21 protein-coding genes are annotated in these 22,051 nt (G+C 56.3%); 11 read left to right on the top strand and 10 right to left on the bottom strand.

The features are described 5' to 3' along the window. Positions 1-24: 24 nt before the first annotated feature. Together EV281_RS27645 and EV281_RS27640 are read right to left on the bottom strand one after the other, a co-directional pair. A complete protein-coding gene (locus tag EV281_RS27645; RefSeq protein ID WP_245508379.1) occupies positions 25-1,155 on the bottom strand; it encodes an endo-1,4-beta-xylanase in 1,131 nt (376 codons plus the stop codon). A gap of 33 nt (positions 1,156-1,188) precedes the next feature. Next, positions 1,189-1,794 (bottom strand): SGNH/GDSL hydrolase family protein, encoded by a 606-nt coding sequence (locus EV281_RS27640; protein ID WP_245508385.1) that lies wholly within the window; start codon positions 1,792-1,794, stop codon positions 1,189-1,191. A 451-nt stretch (positions 1,795-2,245) separates the two neighbouring features. On the opposite strand from EV281_RS27640, the gene EV281_RS27635 reads away from it, so the two are divergent. Beyond that, positions 2,246-4,552 carry a polysaccharide biosynthesis tyrosine autokinase gene (locus tag EV281_RS27635; RefSeq protein WP_245508378.1) on the top strand — a complete coding sequence of 769 codons (2,307 nt, stop codon included), beginning with the start codon at positions 2,246-2,248 and terminating at the stop codon, positions 4,550-4,552. A 61-nt stretch (positions 4,553-4,613) separates the two neighbouring features. On the opposite strand, the gene EV281_RS27630 is transcribed toward EV281_RS27635, so the two are convergent. The 3 genes from EV281_RS27630 to ung form a co-directional block, all read right to left on the bottom strand. Continuing rightward, entirely contained in the window at positions 4,614-5,222 is a 609-nt protein-coding gene (locus tag EV281_RS27630) for an alpha/beta hydrolase (protein ID WP_132657678.1), read from the bottom strand. A 14-nt stretch (positions 5,223-5,236) separates the two neighbouring features. Then, positions 5,237-6,169 (bottom strand): VOC family protein, encoded by a 933-nt coding sequence (locus EV281_RS27625; protein WP_132657677.1) that lies wholly within the window; start codon positions 6,167-6,169, stop codon positions 5,237-5,239. 129 nt (positions 6,170-6,298) lie between these two features. Beyond that, complete coding sequence (ung, locus tag EV281_RS27620) at positions 6,299-6,991, bottom strand: uracil-DNA glycosylase (RefSeq protein WP_132657675.1); 693 nt, start codon at positions 6,989-6,991, stop codon at positions 6,299-6,301. Positions 6,992-7,277: 286 nt separating this feature from the next. Between ung and EV281_RS27615 the strand changes: the two genes are divergently transcribed. The 6 genes from EV281_RS27615 to EV281_RS27590 all read left to right on the top strand — a co-directional run bounded on the left by EV281_RS27615 (position 7,278) and on the right by EV281_RS27590 (position 14,706). After that, positions 7,278-8,702 carry a phosphomannomutase gene (locus EV281_RS27615; protein ID WP_132657673.1) on the top strand — a complete coding sequence of 475 codons (1,425 nt, stop codon included), beginning with the start codon at positions 7,278-7,280 and terminating at the stop codon, positions 8,700-8,702. A 43-nt stretch (positions 8,703-8,745) separates the two neighbouring features. After that, positions 8,746-10,173, top strand: a complete 1,428-nt coding sequence (locus EV281_RS27610) for a mannose-1-phosphate guanylyltransferase/mannose-6-phosphate isomerase (RefSeq protein ID WP_132657672.1) — start codon at positions 8,746-8,748, stop codon at positions 10,171-10,173. An 86-nt stretch (positions 10,174-10,259) separates the two neighbouring features. Further along, positions 10,260-11,576: a UDP-glucose/GDP-mannose dehydrogenase family protein gene (locus EV281_RS27605; protein ID WP_132657670.1), complete on the top strand. Its 1,317-nt coding sequence runs from the start codon at positions 10,260-10,262 to the stop codon at positions 11,574-11,576. A 401-nt stretch (positions 11,577-11,977) separates the two neighbouring features. After that, positions 11,978-12,622 (top strand): class I SAM-dependent methyltransferase, encoded by a 645-nt coding sequence (locus EV281_RS27600; protein WP_132657668.1) that lies wholly within the window; start codon positions 11,978-11,980, stop codon positions 12,620-12,622. Then, the gene (locus EV281_RS27595; RefSeq protein ID WP_132657667.1) at positions 12,619-13,248 is read left to right on the top strand and encodes an alpha/beta family hydrolase; all 630 of its coding nucleotides are present in this window, start codon (positions 12,619-12,621) and stop codon (positions 13,246-13,248) included. The genes EV281_RS27600 and EV281_RS27595 overlap by 4 nt, the downstream gene beginning before the upstream one ends. A 189-nt stretch (positions 13,249-13,437) precedes the next feature. Beyond that, positions 13,438-14,706, top strand: coding sequence for an acyltransferase (locus tag EV281_RS27590; protein ID WP_132657665.1), 1,269 nt, complete (start codon positions 13,438-13,440; stop codon positions 14,704-14,706). Positions 14,707-14,755: 49 nt separating this feature from the next. Here EV281_RS27590 and EV281_RS27585 read toward each other — a convergent pair whose 3' ends face one another. Both EV281_RS27585 and rpsU read right to left on the bottom strand, forming a co-directional pair. Next, positions 14,756-14,950: a hypothetical protein gene (locus tag EV281_RS27585; RefSeq protein ID WP_132657663.1), complete on the bottom strand. Its 195-nt coding sequence runs from the start codon at positions 14,948-14,950 to the stop codon at positions 14,756-14,758. 68 nt (positions 14,951-15,018) lie between these two features. Continuing rightward, positions 15,019-15,255 (bottom strand): 30S ribosomal protein S21, encoded by a 237-nt coding sequence (rpsU, locus tag EV281_RS27580; RefSeq protein WP_132657662.1) that lies wholly within the window; start codon positions 15,253-15,255, stop codon positions 15,019-15,021. 494 nt (positions 15,256-15,749) lie between these two features. On the opposite strand from rpsU, the gene xth reads away from it, so the two are divergent. Beyond that, positions 15,750-16,547 carry an exodeoxyribonuclease III gene (gene xth, locus EV281_RS27575; protein WP_132657661.1) on the top strand — a complete coding sequence of 266 codons (798 nt, stop codon included), beginning with the start codon at positions 15,750-15,752 and terminating at the stop codon, positions 16,545-16,547. Here xth and EV281_RS27570 read toward each other — a convergent pair. After that, positions 16,501-16,797: a hypothetical protein gene (locus EV281_RS27570; protein ID WP_132657659.1), complete on the bottom strand. Its 297-nt coding sequence runs from the start codon at positions 16,795-16,797 to the stop codon at positions 16,501-16,503. The two genes, xth and EV281_RS27570, sit on opposite strands and share 47 nt — an antisense overlap. Positions 16,798-16,991: 194 nt before the next feature. Between EV281_RS27570 and EV281_RS27565 the strand changes: the two genes are divergently transcribed. Continuing rightward, positions 16,992-17,546: a hypothetical protein gene (locus tag EV281_RS27565; RefSeq protein ID WP_132657658.1), complete on the top strand. Its 555-nt coding sequence runs from the start codon at positions 16,992-16,994 to the stop codon at positions 17,544-17,546. A 63-nt stretch (positions 17,547-17,609) separates the two neighbouring features. Here the strand turns inward: EV281_RS27565 and EV281_RS27560 are convergent, their stop codons facing one another. Next, entirely contained in the window at positions 17,610-17,873 is a 264-nt protein-coding gene (locus EV281_RS27560) for a hypothetical protein (RefSeq protein WP_132657656.1), read from the bottom strand. Between the two features lie 460 nt (positions 17,874-18,333). Here EV281_RS27560 and EV281_RS27550 point away from each other — a divergent pair, with 460 nt between their 5' ends. Beyond that, positions 18,334-18,708 carry a GFA family protein gene (locus tag EV281_RS27550; RefSeq protein WP_132657652.1) on the top strand — a complete coding sequence of 125 codons (375 nt, stop codon included), beginning with the start codon at positions 18,334-18,336 and terminating at the stop codon, positions 18,706-18,708. Positions 18,709-18,717: 9 nt separating this feature from the next. Next, entirely contained in the window at positions 18,718-20,361 is a 1,644-nt protein-coding gene (gene treS, locus EV281_RS27545; RefSeq protein ID WP_132657650.1) for a maltose alpha-D-glucosyltransferase, read from the top strand. 28 nt (positions 20,362-20,389) lie between these two features. On the opposite strand, the gene EV281_RS27540 is transcribed toward treS, so the two are convergent. Next, a complete protein-coding gene (locus EV281_RS27540) occupies positions 20,390-21,871 on the bottom strand; it encodes an oligosaccharide flippase family protein (RefSeq protein WP_165911971.1) in 1,482 nt (493 codons plus the stop codon). Between the last annotated feature and the right edge of the window lie 180 nt (positions 21,872-22,051).

Here is a 22,051-nt window from a genome sequence, read left to right as displayed (position 1 = left end):
TCCGGATCTTGATGTTCGGCGGACTTATAGGCTGTTAAGGGCAGCCGTGAGACCTTCGACTGTACTTCTTGGCTCGTTATTGTCGTCGTAGAGATTAATGTATTTGCGGCAAGCGCCGACGGGCTTCGGCTCCAGCTCTCCGTATTTTTCGGCCAGCCCCCAGACCGTTACGCCCTTTAAATTGGCGCTTTCTGCGACAGTCGTAACGAAAGACCCGAAGATTTTGCCGTAATCGGCCTCAGTAAATTTCTTGTCTGCGTAGGTGAAGCGGCACGAAGCATCGAGTTCCGTGATAAATACGGAAAGGCCCATACCCTTCAGCTCTCCACAGAACCGTGAAACGCCGGCCTCATCAAGCTTGTCGAGGCCTGGGCGAAAGTGCCCCTGAAGTCCAACCGCGTGGATCGGCGCACCCTTTGCGAGCTGGGCCTCTATCAGTTTCAGGAGCAAAATTCGTCGTTGTTCGAAATTCGAGCCCGCCTTTTCCAAATGAGCTTCATTGAGAACAAGAGTCGCGTCCGGGTCAGCCTCGTGGGCGGCTAGAAAGCTTTCCGTCACATAGTCGTCTCCCAGCAAATTTTGAATTGCCCAGGATCGCATCTCCGCGACATCGTACTCCATCGGTTCATTGACGACGTCCCAGGCATCGACCCTACCCTTGAAATGATCGACGACCGTGCGGACATGACGCAGCATGACGTTGCGGGCCTCCTCCGCATCTTTAATCCGAGACACCCAGGTCGGGACGTTTTTCCACACGAGCGTATGGCCGTAGCTTTTCATGCCTTCAGCTTCGGCGAATGCAACGATCGCATCTGCTTCACCGAAGGCAAATTTGCCGGGTGACCGTTCAGTACCCACCCATTTCATCGCATTACGGGCAGTCAATGAGTTGCAATGTGTCCTGTAGAGATTCCTTAGCCATTCGTCCTTTAGGTTCTGGTAGTCGATGGCACTGCCGAATCGAAAGCCTTTCCTGTCCGCCAGGCTTCTCAGAGAATCTTCAATTTGCGCGGATGCCTCACTGAGATATCCATAGCTCATCAGGCCTGTAGCTGCGCCAGCAGCAGCTTTCAGAAACTCACGTCTATGCATTTGCAAGATCTCCAATGACTGCAATTCTGCTTCAAATTGCCGTTGAATGAAGGAGTTCACGTCTCCGGCAGGTGATAGTCCGGACAATGACGGCTATTGTTTGCACGCTGACCCTGAAATGCGATTGACGAGTTCGGGAACGATGATCTGCGATGCCGCCTCGGGCTTTGGATGCGCGCCATCCGGTATTGCCCGCTCACGTTCCGCCGGCGCAAGCTGCATCCAGAGACCCCGAAAATCTACAAACTCCAGGTGTCTATTTTGCGCCTCCTGCTTGTGTGCCTCGATATAATCATCAACGAATGGCCGGATGGCTCCGCGAATCCCGGAAAAGGGATTCATTGCCATAACGATGATCCGAGCGTCGGGAAGTCTCTTGCGCAATTCATCGAGAATGTAGGCCATGTTGGTTCGGCTGGCGGCCACAGAGACAAAACGGTGGAGGGTGGCATCGTTCGCGTAAAACTCGACCAAAACGATGTCCGGCCTCTCCGCTACGACCCTATCCAGATGCGTTTTCGCCCAATATGAGGTGGCACCGCTCATCGCGACTTTTGTCACCTTGACCTCGCGCCCGAGACAGGACGACAGCTGCCTCTGCAAGGAGGGCTGCCAGCCGCCGACATCCGTCAACGACGTGCCGAAGCTCACGATCTTCAGTTCCGACGCGGACGCCATCACGTCATGAGCACCGAACATAATTGCGACACCTAATAATACGCCGCGCATCCGACTCGCCACCTTGTTGCCGATCATCGGTTTCGTCTGCGACCAGACCCGACGAGCTACGAATTGTTTCATCAGCCAAGCGGCTGCGGATGCCATTTTCACAGGTCAATAGGTTAACGCGTCAGAAACACGAAACAATGGCAGCGCCTGATTTTTTTGCACTGCACACAAACAACTTGCCATTGGTAGCGCCATATTTCGAAACTATCACAGATGATGGTCTCTGCGATCAACTATTTGAATTTTTAAGAAATTCAACAAGAGCACGCTGGGCTTGAGATCAGCAAAAGAGCTCAACTCTAAGAGATTCTTCGGAATCGGCGGGTTCCAGTGGTATATTGAAAATGCAAAGTGTGTCGTGTAGCTGTTGCGCTGCACGACGAATTTTTTCCTCAAAGGGGCGATACGGTGAAATAGCGCCATGGTTGCTCAGATGGAGGTAGGTTTGCTCTCACCCGAAAAAGCGATTCCGAACAGCGACTACGAGTCGGTCGGCGACGACCAGGAAGAGTTTATCGATTTTGAGAAACTGTTCTCGATAGCGAGACGGCAATGGATGGTCGTAGCCGTTTCGATATTCGTCTTCTTGCTGCTGGGCATTGCCTATCTTCTCACCGCCGTCCCGCAGTTTACTGCGACAACGAGTGTGCTGATCGATCGCGGTAACAGCGAAATTCTGAATCAACTGGCAAATATGGGCGTTCAGGTTGATGACGATGGCGCCATCTTGAGTGAAGTCGAGCTTTTCAAATCCGACACGGTCGGACTGGCCGTCGTTGACAAGCTCAATCTGCTCGACAACCCGGTTTTCATGTCGGCCCCGCCGTCACTGTCAAGTATGATACGGTCCGCGTTTAATGTTCGGAAATGGTTTTCCGACAGCAGCGATGGGGTGGTTGATCAAGATGTGCGACGCATGAAGGCTGCCACGAACGTGGCAAACAACATGGATGTTGAGAGGACGGGTAAATCCTATGCCCTGTCGATCAGCTATACATCGACTTCACCGGAACTCGCAGCCAGCATCGCTGATTCGATTGCGAATGCATATCTTCTGGATAAGCTTAACTCAAAGTACGATGCAACCAGAAGAGCCAGCGACTGGCTGCAGAAGCGAATTGACGAGCTTCGACAGAAAGCGCTTGATTCGGATCTGGCTGTTCAGAAATTCCGATCTGAGCATGGGCTTGTGGCCGTGTCGACGAACGGCAGCTCATTGCTGCTCAGCGATCAACAACTGTCCGAGCTCAACAGCGCCCTCATAACGGCGCAGTCCGATACGGCCAAGGCGCAGGCAAAATATGATCGCGTGAAAGCAATCATCGATTCCGGCAAAACGGATGCGATCGTCAACGACGTGCTTGATAGCTCCATCTCGAACGACTTGCGCAAGAAGTACCTCGAAGCTTCCAAGTTCGAATCGGAACTGGAGGCGCGCGTTGGAGCGGACCATATACAGGCGGTAAAACTGCGCGGTGAGATGGCCGAATATAAACGGCTCATGTTCGAAGAGCTGAATCGCATTGCCGAGAGCTACCAGAGTGAACTGGAAGTGGCTCAAACACGCGAGAAGTCGTTGGCAGATAGCGTGGCGCATGCGACCGGCATTTCCAGCGCGGCGAACGAAACGCAGGTGCAGCTTCGCGAGCTCGAGCGCAATGCAGATACATACAAGAACCTCTACCAGACCTTCCTGACGCGTTTTCAGGAGGCGAGCCAACAGCAGTCATTTCCGATCACCGAATCTCGCATCATTACGAAGGCGCAGGTTCCGACGCGCCCAAGCACCCCGAAGAAACCTTTGATACTAGCGCTGGCGATTTTCGCCGGAGCAATGTTTGGGGGCAGTATCGGAGCCTATCGCGAATTCCGCGACAGGTTCTTCCGAACGGGTGAACAGGTCAGAGATGAGCTGGGCATGGAGTACATAGGCCATGTTCCACTCATGTCCGAGGCGGAACTCGCCCCTCCACCCGCCACTTCCTCCGGCTCTCCACGTGACTTGAGCGATGTGAGTTTGGCGACGCGGTATGTGGTTAATCACCCGCTTTCGGCCTTTGCCGAAACGCTCAGAAGCGCCAAGCTTGCTGTCGATATGGCCAACCCTGGAAAGCGGTGCAAAATCATCGGCATCATTTCGAGCTTGCCTGGCGAGGGAAAATCGACAGTTTCGATCAATTTCGCGCAACTCTTGGCAATGCAGGGCTCTCGGACTCTTCTGCTGGATGGCGACCTGCGCAATCCCGGGGCAACCCGCGCAATAGGCAGGCACGCCGAAAACGGGATTATCGAGACGCTCCTCGATAAAAGACCGGTCAGAGATTCTGTCCTCGTCGACAGCAAGACGAAACTCGCCTTCGTTGCAGCGGTCGTCAAACGCCGCATGCCTCACTCATCTGACTTGCTGTCGTCGCCGCTGATGGCAAACCTCCTGGAAGAGATGAGCGGCTTTTTCGATTATATCGTGATTGACCTGCCCCCGCTTGGCCCCGTGGTGGATGCCAAGGCCGTCGGGCCGATGCTCGACGCCTCGCTCGCCGTCATCGAATGGGGCCATACGTCCAGACGAGTCGTTCGATCGACGTTTAGCAGCCACCCGGAATTGATACAGAAATGCCTTGGCGTGATACTGAACAAAGTCGATACGGCCAAATTGAAACTCTATCATTCGTATGGCTCGGGCGAGTACTATTATAGCCGTTATTCGGCCTATTACCACGAATCCTAAAACGCCTTCCCTAGTGGAACATGAAATGCATTGTGCGGCGAAGTTCGCCGCACAATTTTGCTCAAGCGTACCTCGCAAAGAATTTGCCGATCGCCTCGATTTCGTTCGGGCGGATATCGTGACCGCCTGAATGCCATTCCAACTGCACATCGGCCTTCTGAGCCTCGAAATAGCCGGAAAGCGCTTCAGTCAGCGCGGCCGGCGAGATCGGGTCGCGCCGACCTGCCGTGATCAGGACCCTGCGCCCGTTGAGATCGGGATTGGCGTGCGGACGAAAGGGAATGAGCGGATGGAGCAGTGCCGCCGCATCGAACAGACCCTTTTCGATGAGTACGTTCGCCAGAATGTTGGCGCCGTTCGAGAAGCCGAGACCGAGGATCTTGGAGGCCCGGTGTGTCGCCGTCAGATCCTGGACATAGTCGGCCATCTTCGCAGTCGCCCGCTCGAGATCGGCCATGTCATAGACCCCTTCCCCCGTGCGCTTGAAGAAGCGGGCTGCGCCATATTCGGAGACATCTCCGCGCGGTGAAACGATTGTCGCTTCCGGGAGCAACCGTCTGCCGAAATCGAAGAACTGGTTCTCGTCACCACCGGTTCCGTGAAGCACGAAAAGGATGGGTTTGCCGGGTGCACCGGCATGCAGCCGGTGCATATAACCACTATCGGTCATTGTCCTATCTCCCTTTAGGCTTCGAGCGGCTGCAGGTGCTGTTCGATGAGAGCACGCAAATGAGCGTGCTGCTGCGGCAGCTTCAACGCTTCGCCGAGATGGGCGGTGTCCTCGTCGCGGTCGAAACCGGGCTCGTTGGTTGCGATCTCAAACAACACACCGCCGGGCGTGCGGAAATAGATCGCCCAGAAGTAATCGCGATCGATGACCGGGGTAACCTGATAACCCGTGTCCATCAGCGCCTTGCGCACTTCAAGCTGCTTCTCGCGGTTTTCGACTGCGAAAGCGACATGATGGACGGAGCCGGCACCTGGAAGCGCGCGGGCAATATTCGGCATGGTCTCGAGGTCGACGAGATGCGCCCCGTTACCGCCGGGCATGATGAACCGCTTGACGCCATCTCGTTCTTCCTGAACCTCATACCCCATGAATTTCAGAAGCTCGGCGGTGGCGCCATCATCCCTCAGCCGCATGGCGACGGAGTGGAACCCTCTGATAGCCTGATCCTCGCTGATGCCGCCATGTGTCCAGGGAGCGCGGGTATCATCCTTGACCTCGACGAGCGAGAAACCGTCGCCGTCAGGACCAGCAAAATTCAGGCGCTTCTCGCCGAAGCTTTCCTCAGCTTTCAAACCGCCGACGTTGAGCTTCGTCAGCCGATCGCTCCAGAACCCAAGCGAGCCCTGCGGAACCGAGTAGACTGTGGTGCCGACCTCACCGGTACCCGGACGCCCTTGCGGCATCTTCGGGAACGGGAAATAGGTCATGATCGTGCCCGGCGTGCCGGTCTCATCACCGTAATAGAGGTGATAGACGTCAGGAGCGTCGAAATTGACGGTCTTCTTGACGCGGCGCAAGCCCAGCGCGTTGGTGAAGAACTGGTTGTTGGTGCGGGCGTCCTCCGCCATCGATGTGACGTGGTGCAGACCCTTGATTTGATCGAGCATTTGAGACCCCTTTCTGCCCGCGTCAGGCGGGCTTTCGATGGGTCATAGATGAGCGCTTCCGTCCGTTTCTCATAGCCCGGCAAGCCGACACGCATTGTCTTCATTTTGTGAACGACAACAGGAAGGCGTTCAAGGATTGACAGGAAGCTGCCAGTCTATCGGTACGCGACCATGCGATTGCAGGAAGGCGTTCGCCTTGGAGAAATGACGCGATCCGAAAAAGCCGTTATGGGCCGAGAGCGGCGATGGATGCGGCGCCTTAAGCACTAAATGTCGTCGCGCATCGACAAAAGCCGCCTTCTTTTGGGCATAAGAGCCCCAGAGCATGAAAACGGCAGCTTCGCACTCATCGTTCACCTTGCGAATGACGGCGTCGGTGAAGCGCTCCCAGCCCTTGCCCTGATGCGAGGCAGCCTGCGCTTCTTCCACGGTCAGTACGCTGTTGAGCAGCAGCACTCCCTGCTGAGCCCAATGTTCCAGGAAGCCGTGCCGAGCCGGCGCGATGCCGAGATCCGTCTCCATCTCCTTGTAGATGTTGACAAGCGAAGGCGGAATACGCACGCCCGGCCGCACGCTGAAACATAGGCCATGCGCTTGCCCCACGCCGTGGTAAGGATCCTGTCCGAGGATTACCACCTTAACCTTCGCAAGCGGAGTGAGGTCGAGGGCGCGGAAATATTCGCTCCCCTTGGGAAAAATCCGCCGGCCGAGTTCCTTCTGCTCCAGCAGGAAGGTCTTGAGTTGCTGCATGTAAGGACTAGCAAACTCGCCTTCGAGAGCCGCCTTCCAGCTCTCCTCTAGAGTGACTGACGTCTCGCTCACGACGCACCTCCGGATCAACGCGGTTGATGTAGGACAGCCGTTCTAACAAAAATGTCTATGCCCGCAATACACAACAGATGCAGCGCATACCCTCTGTCTCGCAAAAGCGAACAACTGTCATAAATCGGAAATTCATTAATATTAGCAAAAGCTCTGGCAACGATACGTAAATGATGGCAATACTTCGGTTATGTCGCCTGCCGATTTAACTATGTCCTGATTTTGCTGTTTACCCAAGCAAATCAGCACAGTAGAAACGGTCGTTCACAGCGCGAGGGTGTTTCGCATGAAGTTTGGGACTAGCGGCCTTCGCGGTCTGTCGGCGGATCTCAAAGGACGCTCTTCGGCGCTATATGCCACTGCCTTCGGCAAATACTTGCTGCAAAGCAAGAGAGCAGAACCGGGCGATCCCGTTCTGATCGGGCGTGACTACCGCGACTCCAGCCCGGGGATCGCGGGCAATTGCGCCGGTGCGCTGGCAAGCCTCGGATTCGAAGTTCTCGACTGCGGCGCCGTTCCGACTCCAGCACTTGCACTTTATGGCCTCGAGAGAAAGGCCGCGTGCCTGATGATAACGGGTTCGCATATTCCTGCTGACCGCAACGGCATCAAGTTCTATCGCCCTGACGGCGAGATCGACAAAACGGACGAAGCCGCAATTACCCGGCTCGCCGCCGAAATCGAAGCCTCCGGCGAGGCTGTCGTCAGCACGCCGGCCGCCTCCGAGGATCACTCTGCGCCCTGTCTGCAGCTCTTCTTCGAGCGCAATACGGGCCTCTTGCCCAAAGCAGCACTCGCTGGGATGAAGGTCGGCGTCTATCAGCACAGCACCGTCGCCCGCGATCTGATGGTCGATATCCTCGCCTATTATGGTGCCGAGGTCGTCGCCCTTGGCCGATCCGAAACCTTCATTCCTGTAGACACCGAAGCCGTGTCCGAAGAGACGATCGCCCTTCTGAAGAGTTGGGCTTCAACGCATGGCCTTGACGCGATTGTTTCCACCGACGGCGATGGCGATCGTCCGTTGGTTGCCGACGAGAGCGGAACGCCGCTGCGTGGCGATCTCCTCGGATTGATCGCGGCGAATTTCCTGGGCGCCGGCACCGTCGTCACGCCAGTCACCTCCAATTCCGGCATTGAGGCGGCCGGATCTTTTAGCGTCATCCGTACCCGCGTTGGCTCCCCCTTCGTGATCGCCGGCATGGAAGAAGCGGTTGCCGCTGGCAAGGATCTCGTCATGGGCTTCGAGGCGAATGGTGGGATGCTGACGGCAACACCTTTCGACATTAACGGTCGCAGTGTGCGAGCATTGCCCACTCGCGATTGTTTCCTGCCGATGCTGGCGACGCTTTCGCTTGCTGCGATCCGCAGGGAGCCGCTTTCGGCCATTGCAGCCTCCTACAAACTGCCCTTTGCCGCCGCCGACCGCCTTGAGAATTTCCCGGTCGAAACCAGTGCAGCCTTGATGAACTACCTGCGCGCATCCGATGCCAATCTTGCGGAGTTCCTGCAACCGATCGGGGAAGTGGGTTCGAAAAGCGATATTGACGGTTTGCGCGTGACGTTGCGTGATGGCAGCATCATTCATTTCCGTCCGTCTGGCAACGCGCCGGAAATGCGGTGTTACGTGGAAGCCGAGGGCGAGACAGGTGCCTCCGACCTGTTGCATGCCGGACTAACCCGAATTAAGCGCTGGGCAGAAACCCGGTAAGCATGCGACAAATTTAGCCGTTCATTTCGAGGAAGAACATCCGATGACACAGAAAATCGTCCCCGTGATCATGGCTGGCGGCAAGGGTACACGCCTTTGGCCACTCTCGCGTGCAACCGCGCCGAAGCAGTTCATCCAGTTCGTTGGGGACAAGACGCTGTTTCAGGAGACCCTGGTCCGCGTTGCCGATCCGGCACTTTACGAAGCTCCCATCGTCGTGACGAATGAGGATTTTCGCTTCCTCGTTGCAGAACAGGCACGCGAACTCGATATTCGCCTCGCCGCAGCCTTGCTGGAGCCTGTTGCCCGCAATACTGCTGCGGCAGTGGCTGCAGCAGCAAGCCTGGCTTCAGAGCATTTCGGTAAAGATGCTATTATCCAGATGCTGGCATCCGATCATGAGATTCTTGCCGACGAGGCTTATTTCGATGCCATCCGCACCGCGCGGGATGCAGCGGCGAAGGGCAAGCTCGTTACCTTCGGCATTACGCCGACGGAGCCGGCGACAGGCTATGGCTATATAGAGGCAGGTAAGCAGATCTCGGGCGGTACGCACGAGGTCAAGCGCTTCGTTGAAAAGCCAGTTCGCGAAAAAGCCGAGGAAATGTTGGCCGCCGGTGGTTTCTACTGGAATTCCGGCATCTTCATGTTCCCGGTCGCCCAACTGCTTTCCGAAATGGAGAATTATGCACCGGATGTCCTGAAGGCGGCCAGCAAGGCTGTTTCCGGAGCGACACGTGATCTGGACTTTACACGTCTCGACGCAGAACAATTCGCAAAGAGCCCGGATATTTCCATCGATTATGCAATCATGGAAAAGACGTCCCAAGCGGTGGTCGTGCCTTCCGCCTTCAAATGGTCAGATCTGGGCAGCTGGGATGCCATATGGAAGACCGGCGTTCAGGACGAAAACGGTAACATAGCCGCCGCCAATACAACTGTCGTCAACACCCGCAACTCGCTCGTCATGACTCATGGTGTGCATCTCGCCGTTCAGGGCATGGACGATGTAGCGGTCATTGCCAGCGAGGACGCTGTCTATGTCGGCCCGTTGAAGGAAAGCCAGCAAGTCGGTAACCTCGTCAAGCTGCTTGCCGGGCAGAAGAAGACGTCAAAGCTGACGGAGACACACCCCACCTCCTACCGTCCCTGGGGAGGCTACACGTCGATCTTCAATGGCGACCGTTTCCAAGTGAAGCGTATCTTCGTCACGCCAGGCAAAAAACTGTCGCTACAGAAACACCATCACCGCTCCGAGCACTGGGTTGTCGTGAAGGGAACGGCGGAAGTTACGATCGGTGAAAACGTACAGATGCTGCGCGAAAACGAATCGGTCTATATCCCACTCGGCGAGGTCCACCGTCTCGCTAATCCCGGCAAAATTATCCTGGAACTCATCGAAGTCCAGACCGGCTCCTACCTCGGCGAAGACGACATCATTCGCATCGTCGACGAGTTCGGCCGCTCTTAACATTCCATTAAAACGCCATTTAGGCTTGATTTGTTGCGTTGCAGCATATAGCCCAAATGGCGTTATTTTAACTTGGAGACAGCTTCATGCGTATCGTTATGATTGGTTCCGGTTATGTCGGCCTCGTTTCTGGCGCCTGCTTTGCCGACTTTGGTCACCACGTGACTTGCGTCGATAAGTCCGAAGCAAAAATTGCGGCGTTGGAAGCCGGCGAGGTGCCGATTTTTGAGCCTGGTCTCGAGGCTATTATTCAACAGAACCGCGAAGCCGGACGCCTTGATTTCTCGACAAACCTCGTTCCCTCGGTCGGCGAAGCGGACGTCGTTTTCATCGCTGTTGGCACGCCGTCACGACGCGGCGATGGTCATGCCGACCTGAGCTATGTCTATGCTGCGGCGCGTGAAATCGCTGCCGCCGTCAAGGGATTTACGGTCGTCGTGACAAAATCCACCGTCCCGGTCGGCACTGGTGACGAAATCGAGCGCATCTTCCGCGAAGAGTTCCCGGAAAAGGATATTGCTGTCGTTTCCAATCCGGAATTCCTGCGGGAAGGCGCGGCTATCACCGACTTCAAGCGTCCCGACCGTATCGTGATCGGCACGGAGAACCCCCGCGCCATCGAGGTTATGCGCGAGGTCTACCGCCCGCTCTATCTCAACGAAGCGCCTCTCTACTTCTGCGAACGACGGACGTCGGAACTCATCAAGTACGCCGCCAACGCCTTCCTGGCGATGAAGATCACCTTCATCAACGAAATTGCGGACCTCTCCGAAAAGATCGGTGCGGATGTCCAGAAGGTTGCCAAGGGCATCGGCATGGATAAACGCATCGGCGATAAATTTCTGCATGCAGGCCCTGGTTACGGCGGCTCCTGCTTCCCGAAGGATACGCTCGCGCTCGTCAAGACCGCACAGGACTTCGACAGCCCGATACGTCTCATCGAGACGACGGTCGCGATCAATGACAACCGTAAGCGCGCGATGGGCCGCAAGGTCATCGCCGCCTGCAATGGCGATGTGCGCGGCAAGAAGATCGCCATCCTTGGTCTGACCTTCAAACCGAACACCGACGACATGCGCGATGCGCCATCGATCACCATCGTTCAGGCTTTGCTCGACGGGGGCGCCGCAGTCCATGCCTTCGATCCGGAGGGCATGGAGGCCGCAAAGAGCATGCTCGGCCCGATCACTTACGGCAAGGACCCCTACGAGATCGCCGTTGATGCCGACGCAATCGTCATCGTCACCGAATGGGAAGAGTTCCGTGCGCTTGATCTGAAGCGCCTTAAAACGATCATGAAAACTCCTGTGATCGTTGACTTGAGGAACATCTATTCTCTGAGTGACGTGACTAAACATGGCTTCGGTTATTTTGCCATCGGCAAGAAACCCGAGAAAAGATAGGAACGGACGACCTTCGTTGCTGGAAAGGCGGGCTTCGCTGGCCCGCCGCCTGCTGCCGGATCACTCTCAAGAGCCCGGCTTCGCCTGTAACGATGTCAGATCGAATTGCGGCATCTGGCTGCCGGCGCATTTTTCCCGCCTCCGCCGCATCATCTCATGGCTGCCTCAACAGTTCCTATCGCGGCACCAATCGAGCGTTTCTTCGGCGAAGTCGACCACTCCGCCGAACCTCTGACATTATATACTGTCCGCAAGAAACCTACAGAGCTTATGGCGCTTAACTGTTCGCCGCTGTGGTATTAAGCGCGACGAATAGGTCTTGCGTTACTTTATTTTTCTCCAGCAGCTGGCTTTTCTACTCGGTTTATTTTTTATATAATTAATAAACGATGTAATCAGGCATGCAGGTAATCACCTTGCGTAGCGCAGACGACAATGCTGATGATTACATCCACTGGGCCCCAAACCTTTCGCAGGCCTATATCTATCCTGCTGTCGTTCGCGAGCTGAAACGCAATTCCTCGATTCACGCGGTTTTCGAGATCGGATGTGGCACCGGTGATGTCCTGCAACGTTTGTCCGTAGATGGCTTCAAGGTTTACGGTATCGATCCATCGCTGGATGGCATCAACCAGGCCAGAACGAAATATCCGATGCTTCCTGTGGAAATCGCATCAGCCTATGATCGCCTTGTCGACAAATACGGCGAATGGGATGCCGTTCTGTCGCTTGAGGTTATAGAGCATCTCTATCGCCCTCGTAAATTTGCCAAAACCGCCTTTGATCTCCTTCGGCCTGGGGGTCTATTCGTGTTGTCAACACCGTTTCACGGGTACTGGAAGAACCTCGCCCTTGCCGTCGCCGGAAGGATGGATGAGCATTTTATGCCTCTCCGAGACCATGGGCATATAAAGTTTTGGTCAGAAAAGACTATCAATACGCTTCTTGTTGACACAGGATTCCACCGTATAAGGATCGTTCGGACCGGACGAATCCCTACTTTTGCAAAGTCGATGGTGGTTTTCGCGACCAGGCCTCACGGATGACGAGCTTTCTGATCATTGGACCCGAAACCGCCAACTTCACCATCCTTCTCGCGCATGGCGCGGGCGGAGCGATGGATTCCGCCGCAATGACGGGTCTATCGAAAGCACTCGCAGATGGCGGCTTCAGAATAGCGCGTTTCGAGTTCGCCTATATGGCGCAACGGCGCCTGACCGGAGCGATCAAGCCTCCACCGCGCGCCGACCATCTCCTGGATGAGTATCGTGCCGCGATCCATCAACTGGACGCCGGCAAACTGATCATCGGCGGCAAGTCGATGGGAGGCCGCGTTGCAAGCATGATCGCCGATGAGACTTTCGCGGCAGGAAAAGTCAGGGGCCTGCTCTGCCTCGGATATCCGTTTCACCCACCAGGAAAACCCGACCAGCTTCGCACTGCGCATCTGGAAAGCCTTCGCACGCCCACTCTGATCTGTCAGGGAACACGCGATCCCTTTGGATCAAGGTACGAGGTCTCATCCTATACGCTGTCAGATCAGATAGATTTCCTCTGGCTGGAAGATGGCGACCACGACCTGAAGCCGCGGAAGAAGATTTCCGGCTATTCCGTCGCCGATCATCTGCGGCGGCTGTCGGAACGCACGACGACCTGGGCTGAACGGTTGTAGTAGCCTCACTCTCACAGCGCCGGATATTTCGATGATATCAACGGCTTCATCAATATTTAAACCTGTCCGCTAAACACTTTTAAAAGGTTTGCTTGTCGAATGACGCCCTCGCGCATCAGCGCAGAAATCAGGGCTTAAAACAAGGTGCGGCTTTTCAGGCCGGCTTTGTCATCCGATGAGAAATCAATCATGAGCGCGATCGAAGGCAGGAAGATCGACAGCAATCTTTCTATCTATCTTGATTTACTTCGGCTCGGCGCGGCCGTCGTCGTATTCCTCTCCCATGCGCATATTTTCCTGCTCCCCTCTATCAAGATCGGACCCCTTGGTTGGGGTCGGGAAGCAGTCGCCATCTTCTTTGTTCTCTCAGGATTTGTCATCAGCTACATCCGGCAGGTGAGCGAAAAGGAATGGCGGATATACCTCGTTGCCCGTATCGCTCGAATAATGCCCGTTGCCCTGCTGGCGATCGCGGTGATCTTCGTCGCCGACAGCATCGGGATGCGCGCGAACGCTTTTTACTATGATTTCATCAATACCGGATTTTTCAGGCCGATATCACTCGAAGCCGCCCTGGCCTATGTGACCTTCACAAATCAGTTGTGGTTTGTGCATGCCGTTTTCGGCAGCGGCGAGCCTTATTGGTCGCTGGGCTTCGAAGTTCAGTACTACCTGTTCTTCGGGTTGTTCGCTTTTTCGCCGCGGCGCGCGAAAGTACCATTGCTATGCCTTTGGGCTGCTGCTGTTGGTCCGAAAATCCTGATGTATATGCCGCTGTGGCTCATGGGCTGGTCAACGATGAAGTGGGTCATCGAACGTCCGCCATTGCAGCGCCCCATCTCAATCGCAATGATCGGCGCATCGCTTGCACTATTCGTCAGCCTGAAATTTTTTGCCGATCGCGCAGCGACCAACATGTACGAGACCTGGTCATTGTCTCAGGAGGCGACTAATTTCGTATATTTCAATCTCATCGGTCTTGCCGTGGTCCTGCACCTCATTGGCGCGGCATCGCTGCTGTATCAGGCTCCAATACTGTTCAAGAAGACAGGTCCGGCGATCAAATGGTTGGCTGGTGGCAGCTTTACGCTCTATCTGGTCCACCAGCCGCTCATCCTGATGTTTGCGTCCTTCCTGCATCCGGTGGAGGAGCATATTCCGATGGCGGCGGCTTTGCTCGTCGCCTGCTTCATCCTTTGCTTCCTGCTGGCGGAAGTCGCCGAACGCCGGAAGAAGTTTTTCGCCTCACTCATCGTGACCCTGCTGCCGACGCTGGCGCAAACGAGCCACAAGACACCCGTCAATACTGTTTCCGACACAGTCCCTTCGGACGATGCAGCGCCGTCTGCCTCGCAGCTCATTCAAGTCTTCGAGGAAATGCAAAACGCTCTCGATAGAGAAGAAAAAGCGGGCGACACTCATGATGCACCGCCTCGCGACCGCGTATCGCGCGCCTGAGCGATCGACCTCCATTCCCTCCGGCTCTGGCTGATCTGGTGCACTCGCCTCAGTGAACGCTCGGGAGCTTCACCGCAGAGGCGAAATCCTCCGCGACGAGTTCGCTGATCGCGATCAATGTTTCTTCGACCGTAAAACCGGAGGCGACGGTCGCATCGATCAAGTCCTGCAGATCCGCTCCAATGGCCTCACGACAATCGTCAAGCCGATCATCGGAAACCGTCAAACTACGCAACTCTTCCATGATGTCCTTTTCCAAAATAGAGGGTTCGTGTCGAGCGCCGCAGGCATATTGCGGCGCCGCATCTGTCATCAGCGTGTGGATGCGCGGCGCCTTGCGGCCGGCAGAAGCCCTTCGCGCTGCATCCTTTTGCGTGCAGCCTTGCGCTGTCGGGCAATCGCCTGGGCTTTTTCGCGGACACGGCGCTCAGAGGGTTTTTCATAGGCCCGTCGCTCTTTCATCTCCCGAAATAACCCTTCGCGCTGCATTTTCTTCTTCAGAGCGCGGAGCGCCTGCTCAACATTGTTGTCTCTGACAATGACCTGCATGTTTTCTCCTTTCGGATGATAGCGTTGAGCCCGCTCGGCCTGGGCAATTCCTCGGCATTAAATCTGTGCGAATGGCACAGTCGGAGGCAGCCTTGGATGAAAACGATCAAAGGATTGCGCTTTGTCACCGTGCTGTGCCGGTGCGATTACCATCTGTGCGGAACCAGCTCATGATTGCTGTTGCGAAAATCCTGCGGGACCGCGCATCCTCAAGAGGAGCTCTTGTCGTTTTGTGGGCCTTGCCCAGTCGGTACGGGTGGTCCCACGTAAGTAAGAACAACATGATGGTATTGCAAGACAGTCCGATCCGCCTCGACCACCGGCCGATGGGAACTTTCTGAAGCCACGCACATTCCCTTCGCCGAGTGCGGACCGTGTCAACCGGACGCGATAGGGATGGTGAACATGGCGATTTTTCCGGTTTCCCGCCATGGCTAACGAAACGGCAGACGAGCACCCAACCTGTCCGGTCCGCCTCGCCGCCCGGAGGTCGATTGAAAATAGCAACCTATAATATCAACGGAATTATCGGTCGCCTTCCGATACTCCTGCGATGGCTGAGAGAGGATGCGCCTGATATCGTCTGCCTTCAGGAACTAAAAACTTCCGACGACAAATTCCCTCAACGGGACATCGAACGTGCCGGCTATCGCGCCGTCTGGCATGGCCAAAAGAGTTGGAACGGTGTGGCAATCCTTGCGAGAAATGTTTTGCCGGTGCTTACGCGTCGAGGTCTGCCAGGGGATCTGGACGACAGCCACAGCCGCTATATCGAAGCTGCCGTAAACGGGCTTTTGGTCTGCTGCCTCTATCTTCCAAACGGCAACCCTGCTCCCGGCCCGAAATTCGACTATAAACTGCGCTGGTTTGGTCGACTGCATGACTACGCAGGAGAGCTCTTGGATCTTAAAATTCCGACCCTGCTCATCGGCGACTTCAACGTCATGCCAACCGACATGGATGTCTATTCTCCGGAACGCTGGCGCGATGACGCCTTGTTCAGGCCCGAAGTCAGAAAAGCCTATGCCAGGCTGGTTCAACAAGGATGGACGGACTCACTTCGCTACCTTCACCCGAATGAGCGAATCTATACGTTCTGGAAATATTGGAGAAACTCATTCGAACGCGACGCAGGACTGCGGCTCGACCATGTCCTTCTCAGTCCCGACCTCGTGGGACATCTTCGCTCTGCCAGCGTCCGCCGCAATCCTCGAGGGTGGGACCATACCAGCGACCATGCGCCGCTCATGATCGAGCTCGATCTCCCCTGCGCGACCGGCCGGAGCCGGTAACTTCACAAGTATAGAGCGCGGGTGAGACCTCTTCGTCCGCACGATCCGGAAAAAGCTGACGACGCATGCGATCAAGGGTCTCAGCTTCCTTCCGCGTTCTTGCGAGCAGATCGCTGGTGACATCGCCGTAGCGTGAGCCGTCCGCCGGAGCAACGCCGACAGTGCCGCCGCTCGACAGGAAGTCGCAGAAAGATCGCACCGATCGAAGACGCGTGGTGATCTCGATATAGTAGCTATCGTGTCCGGCCATTGCTCATCTCCTTTCGTCCCCAAAGGTTAATGCGCACTGCGTCAATATGATGGCACTTTTCGAGCCTTAGAGCACCACGAAAGGCACTGAGCCATGCTAGCGGGCGTCGGTCACCGCGCCAGCATAGGAAGTTATTCTCTTTTGACAGGAACATTCACCCTCCGGCTGCCTTTGTCCTCGCAAGGAGAATTGCCATGGCCGACGCTCGCACCACCTTCCATGAAGTCCTGTCGGAGATCGAAACGCTCGCGACTTCAAACGCAGCAGTCCATTTCGGTCGCTGGACCGTCGAATATCTGACTCGACGCGAGATATTCTTTCAGTTTTCGGGAAATCGCAGTCACGCAGGCGGAGATGCAATGGGGCACCGGTTTGACGGTACACGCGAGACGTTGACAGCCCTGCCCTCAGACCTGCTCGTTCCCGCCATCGCGGACTTCGCCAAGAATGCGATCACGGCCTTCTACATCGGAGCAAGTACGTCGGTGACGGCAATCGCCCGGGAAGCCGTCGATTGCTCCGTGCGGGCACCGGAAGTGCTGCGGGTGGACATCACCGTCGATGATGAGGATCTGTTCGCAGGCACGAGATCCCTGACAAGGCTGGCCTTTGTCGGGCTCTCTGCCAACGAGGGATGGTCGCCGCTTGTTCCATGTGCCGACGTCCTGACCACCAGTGACATGATCCATCCGTTCTGGTGCCACGGCAGACAAGTGGCCCGAGCAAGGCTGCCACAGATCAGGATCTGATGAGACGACGTCCCGCCAGATGCGAGTTGTTCGCCCCGCTGCGAGCGACGGTTTGATGGACGTTCAATCAAATAGCTCACCACGTCCAATCTGTCCTTGCTTCGCATCGACATCGCTGATTGCCGGATCGTCGGCAGGACTGGGATCTCTGGTGTTTGCGTCTTTGAGAGACTGCGCCGCCTCAACGAGCGCCACAGTCATTTCATCCGTGCCCCAACCCGCGGCGTTGGCATCGGCGATAAGTGCCTCCAGGGCAGCGCGGGCGGCATTGGTCGCGTCCTTAAAACGACGCGTGGGATCACTGCTTGTCGGGACTGGAAAACTCATATGCGTTCCTTTCGAGGTTGGAACTAGGTATCGCCCTTGAAGTGAACGCAGAGAGCGACAAATGGATGCGTCGTCCGGCAAGTCGTGCGCGAGCTTCGGAACCAATCGCCAGCGCATCGGTTGATATACTGAATCCGTGCCAAAGGAGACGCGAACCGGCAGAATGGCCGGAGGGAGGTTTCGATGCATCTGAACGGAGCAAAGGTGACCCATCAGCAGCAAGCTTGGCATATCGACTTTTTCGGCGACGCCGGCGAGCAGCTGACGGTGCGCCTTCCCGACGCGGCGGCGCTGAGCGAAGAAGACGCCATCGACTGCGCCAGGAAGATGATGGTGCAGTTGACAGCCTTCGGCACCCGAGGCGGCGTACCAAGCCTCAATCGTTACGACAGCTTGAGCAACGGCAATTTCGACGACGACGAACAGCCCTCTGGAATGAAACATTAAGGGATCGCCTTCGATGACAATACGACACGGGAGCTGCAATTGCGGCAAAGTGCTTTATCAGGTGGAGGGCGAACCAAAGCGCATCGGGCTCTGTCATTGTACCGACTGTCGACAGGAGAGCGGTGCGGCCTTCACTTATTTCGCTGTCTGGCCCGCGTCCGCGTTTAAAACCACCGGGGAAACTGCGGTGCATCATGGCCGCCGCTTCTGTCCCGCCTGCGGCTCGCGGGTCTTTGCCAGCAACGAAGACGAGGCCGAGATTAAACTCGGAACTCTTCAGGATGCGCCGACCGGCCTCAAGCCCACTTATGAACTTTGGATCAAACGGCGCGAACCCTGGCTGCAGCCGGTCGAGGGCGCCGAACAGTTCGTGGAGGATCGGATTTGATAGGTGTAGATGTCGGATAGCGAGCTGCAGCATCCTCTTTGGCACAAGGATGCAATCATTTATCAATTGCACGTCAAATCATTTTTCGACGCCGATGGCGATGGAATCGGCGATTTCCAGGGGCTGACGCAGAAGCTGGATTACCTGGCACAGCTCGGCATCAACACCATCTGGCTGCTCCCATTTTACCCGTCGCCGGGTAAAGACGACGGTTACGACATCTCCGACTATGCGGGCATCCGCCCGGAGTTCGGAACGCTCGACGACTTCAGTCGGTTTGTTGAGCAAGCCCACGCGCGGTCGATCCGGGTGATTGTCGAACTGGTCGTCAACCACACGTCCGATCAGCACCCTTGGTTCCAACGGGCAAGACGAGCGCCTCCGGGATCACCCGAGCGTGACTTCTATGTCTGGTCGGACACGGACGAGAAATTCAAAGAAACCCGCATCATCTTCGTTGATGCCGAGAGGTCCAACTGGACCTGGGACCCCTTAGCAAAATCCTATTTCTGGCACCGCTTTTATTCCCACCAGCCCGATCTCAACTATCGAAACCCGGCAGTAGTCGAGGCGCTTCTGAATACTATGCGCTTTTGGCTGGATCTCGGCGTCGATGGCTTCCGTCTCGATGCCATTCCGCATCTGGTCGAGCGGGACGAGACACGCAACGAGAATCTGCCTGAAACTCATGCGCTTTTGAAACATATCCGCAGGACTCTTGACAGCAGTTATCCCGGCAAGGTGCTTCTTGCCGAAGCCAATCAATGGCCGGAGGAAGCACGCGAATATTTCGGCAAGGGCGACGAATGCCATATGGCTTTCCATTTTCCGCTGATGCCGCGGATCTTCATGGCGATCGCCAAAGCCGACAAACAGCCGATCGTCACCATTGTCGGCCAGACATACAATATCCCGAAGAGCTGCCAATGGGCGATCTTCCTAAGAAATCACGACGAACTGTCGCTGGAGATGGTCAGCGAAGAGGAACGCAACTTCCTCTGGGATACCTATGCGGCAGACAAGCGGGCGAGGCTCAATCTCGGTATCCGCCGCAGGCTCGCACCGTTGATGGGTCAGGACCGCAGGCGCATCGAGCTCCTGCATGTCCTGCTCCTATCATTGCCGGGCAGCCCGGTACTCTATTACGGCGACGAGCTGGGGATGGGTGACAATATCGATCTGGGAGACCGGAACGGAGTGCGCACTCCGATGCAATGGTCGCCAGAGAGGAATGCCGGCTTTTCGACCGCACCCGAACAGCAGCTCTCTCTGCCGCCGATCGACGATCCGCAATATAGCTTCAGGGCGATCAATGTCCGCGAGCAGGAAGGCGATCCGCATTCGCTGCTCAACTGGCTTCGCCGCATCCTGCAGCTGCGCAGAGCGCATCAAGCCTTCGGGCGCGGAACGATCCGTTTTCTGGAAAACGACAACCCGGCCGTGATCACCTACCTGAGTGAATATGGCGAAGAGAAATTGCTCTGTGCCGCCAGCCTATCGGACGCATCCGTGGCCACCGATGTGCAACTCGTTGGTTTGAAGGGCCGAGCCCCGGTCGAACTCATCAATGGTGAGCCGTTTCCCGAAATTTCCGAAACCGACTACCGGCTGACCTTTCAGCCCTATGGCTATTATTGGCTGCGCCTTGATTGAACTTTTTGGGTCTTGAAAGCAGGGCACGTTATCGTGCGGCCGTCACATCGTTGAGTTCCGCCATCAAGGCGCGACCGCTGGACCAGGCAATGACCAGATAGGCAAGCCCCCCAACCACAATCCCCATAAAAAGATCGACGAAGGGAAGATGCAGGCTACCGCCTGCCAGGTAGAGAGCAAGCGCGACAGCCCCGACCATGACACAGGCGCCCAGACCGGCAGGAAAGATCCTCCGCAATAGCGATTGCCAGCGGAATCCCGTGCCGCGCTGCAGGAAATAGAGGGATACGGCAGTCGTCGCTGCCGCAGCCACCACCTGGGCGACAGCGACATTGAGCAGTGCCGGCCCGATCCAGCCGGCGACTGCCAGGCAGGCGAGGCTGGTCGCCGTAAACAGCATGTTCAGGCGTGGCAGAAGGGCAACCCGACCGATAATGCTGAGCACTGGCTCGTTGAGCATCTGGATCACGGCAATGCCGCGCGCAGCGGCCAGCAGAATGAGGACCGGCGCCGCTGCAAGCCATTGAGCGCCGAGCAGTGCGTTGACGACCTGTTCCGATATCACGGCAAGGCCCATGAAGACGGGTAGCGCTGCAAAAGCCGTCGCTGCCATGATCAATCCGGTGAGACGGCTGAGGCCTTCAACGCCGCCGCCTGCCCCGCTCTGCTGGCGCGAGAAGTAGCTCCATGCCAGCATACGCACAGGCTCTGAAATCAGCTCGGTGACGGCGCCAACGATGCGGCTTGCCATTCTGTAGAGACCGACCTCCGTCGCCCCGATGAAGAAGACGATCAGGAATTCCGCGCCGTAACTTTGCGCAAATTGCATCAGGCGCGATGCCAGCAGCCGCGTAGAGTAGGCCAATGCCTCGCGGGCGGTGGCCAGCTTGAATTCGAAACGGGGAAGCCAACGCGCAAAGCCAGTGGACATCAGAAGCGCAACAAGCACGACGCAACACCGCCCCGCTGCAAGCGCGACAATGCCCCAGCCGAGCAAAAGCCCTCCGGCAGTCACGAGAAGGCCGGAAAACTCCGAAGCCGCCTGATAGCAGGCAAGGTCACGAAGGCGTCGCCCCCTCACCAGCACGCCGCTCTGGCAGATGATGAAAGTGCCGGGAACGATAGTGGCCATCAGCAACAACAGTGCGAGGACGATGGATCCACTTGGCGTCAGCCAGATAAGGGAAACAGCAAGCCCGAGGAAGCCGAGAATGGTGAACGCAAGGCCACTTGCAAGCGCGCAATAGAGGACGGTACCAGGCAGTTCCCTATCATGCGGCGCAGCAATCAGATATTCGCTCCATCCGGCCTCGGCAATCTTTGATTGCAGCAATACGGTCGAGGAGACCATGGCAAAGACACCGACCTCGGCCGGTGACAGGACGCGAGCGGCGACCAGCAACGTGCCGATGCCGCAGAGCTGACTCACCAGGCGCGCGCCCGAGACCCACAGCGCATCCCGTGAGGTAGATGCGTTGCGTGACTTCTGATCTTCTTCTGCGCCGGACATTGCAGTTGATGCAACACTAGATGTGCCCATGGTCACATGTTCTTTTCAGTTTACCTGTATTATATATTGGCATTCCTGCGCGCTTCGCATGTGTTACCGAAGTAACAACTTTAGATTATATTCGATATTGACGATTTATACTCAATTCTGCATAGTTAATTAGAAATTACAATCATGCAT

Origin of the sequence: Rhizobium sp. BK418, assembly GCF_004341105.1 — a bacterium.
Lineage (GTDB): Bacteria > Pseudomonadota > Alphaproteobacteria > Rhizobiales > Rhizobiaceae > Rhizobium.
Note: the sequence above shows the minus strand (reverse complement) of the source record. Positions and strands in the feature narration are given on the sequence as shown.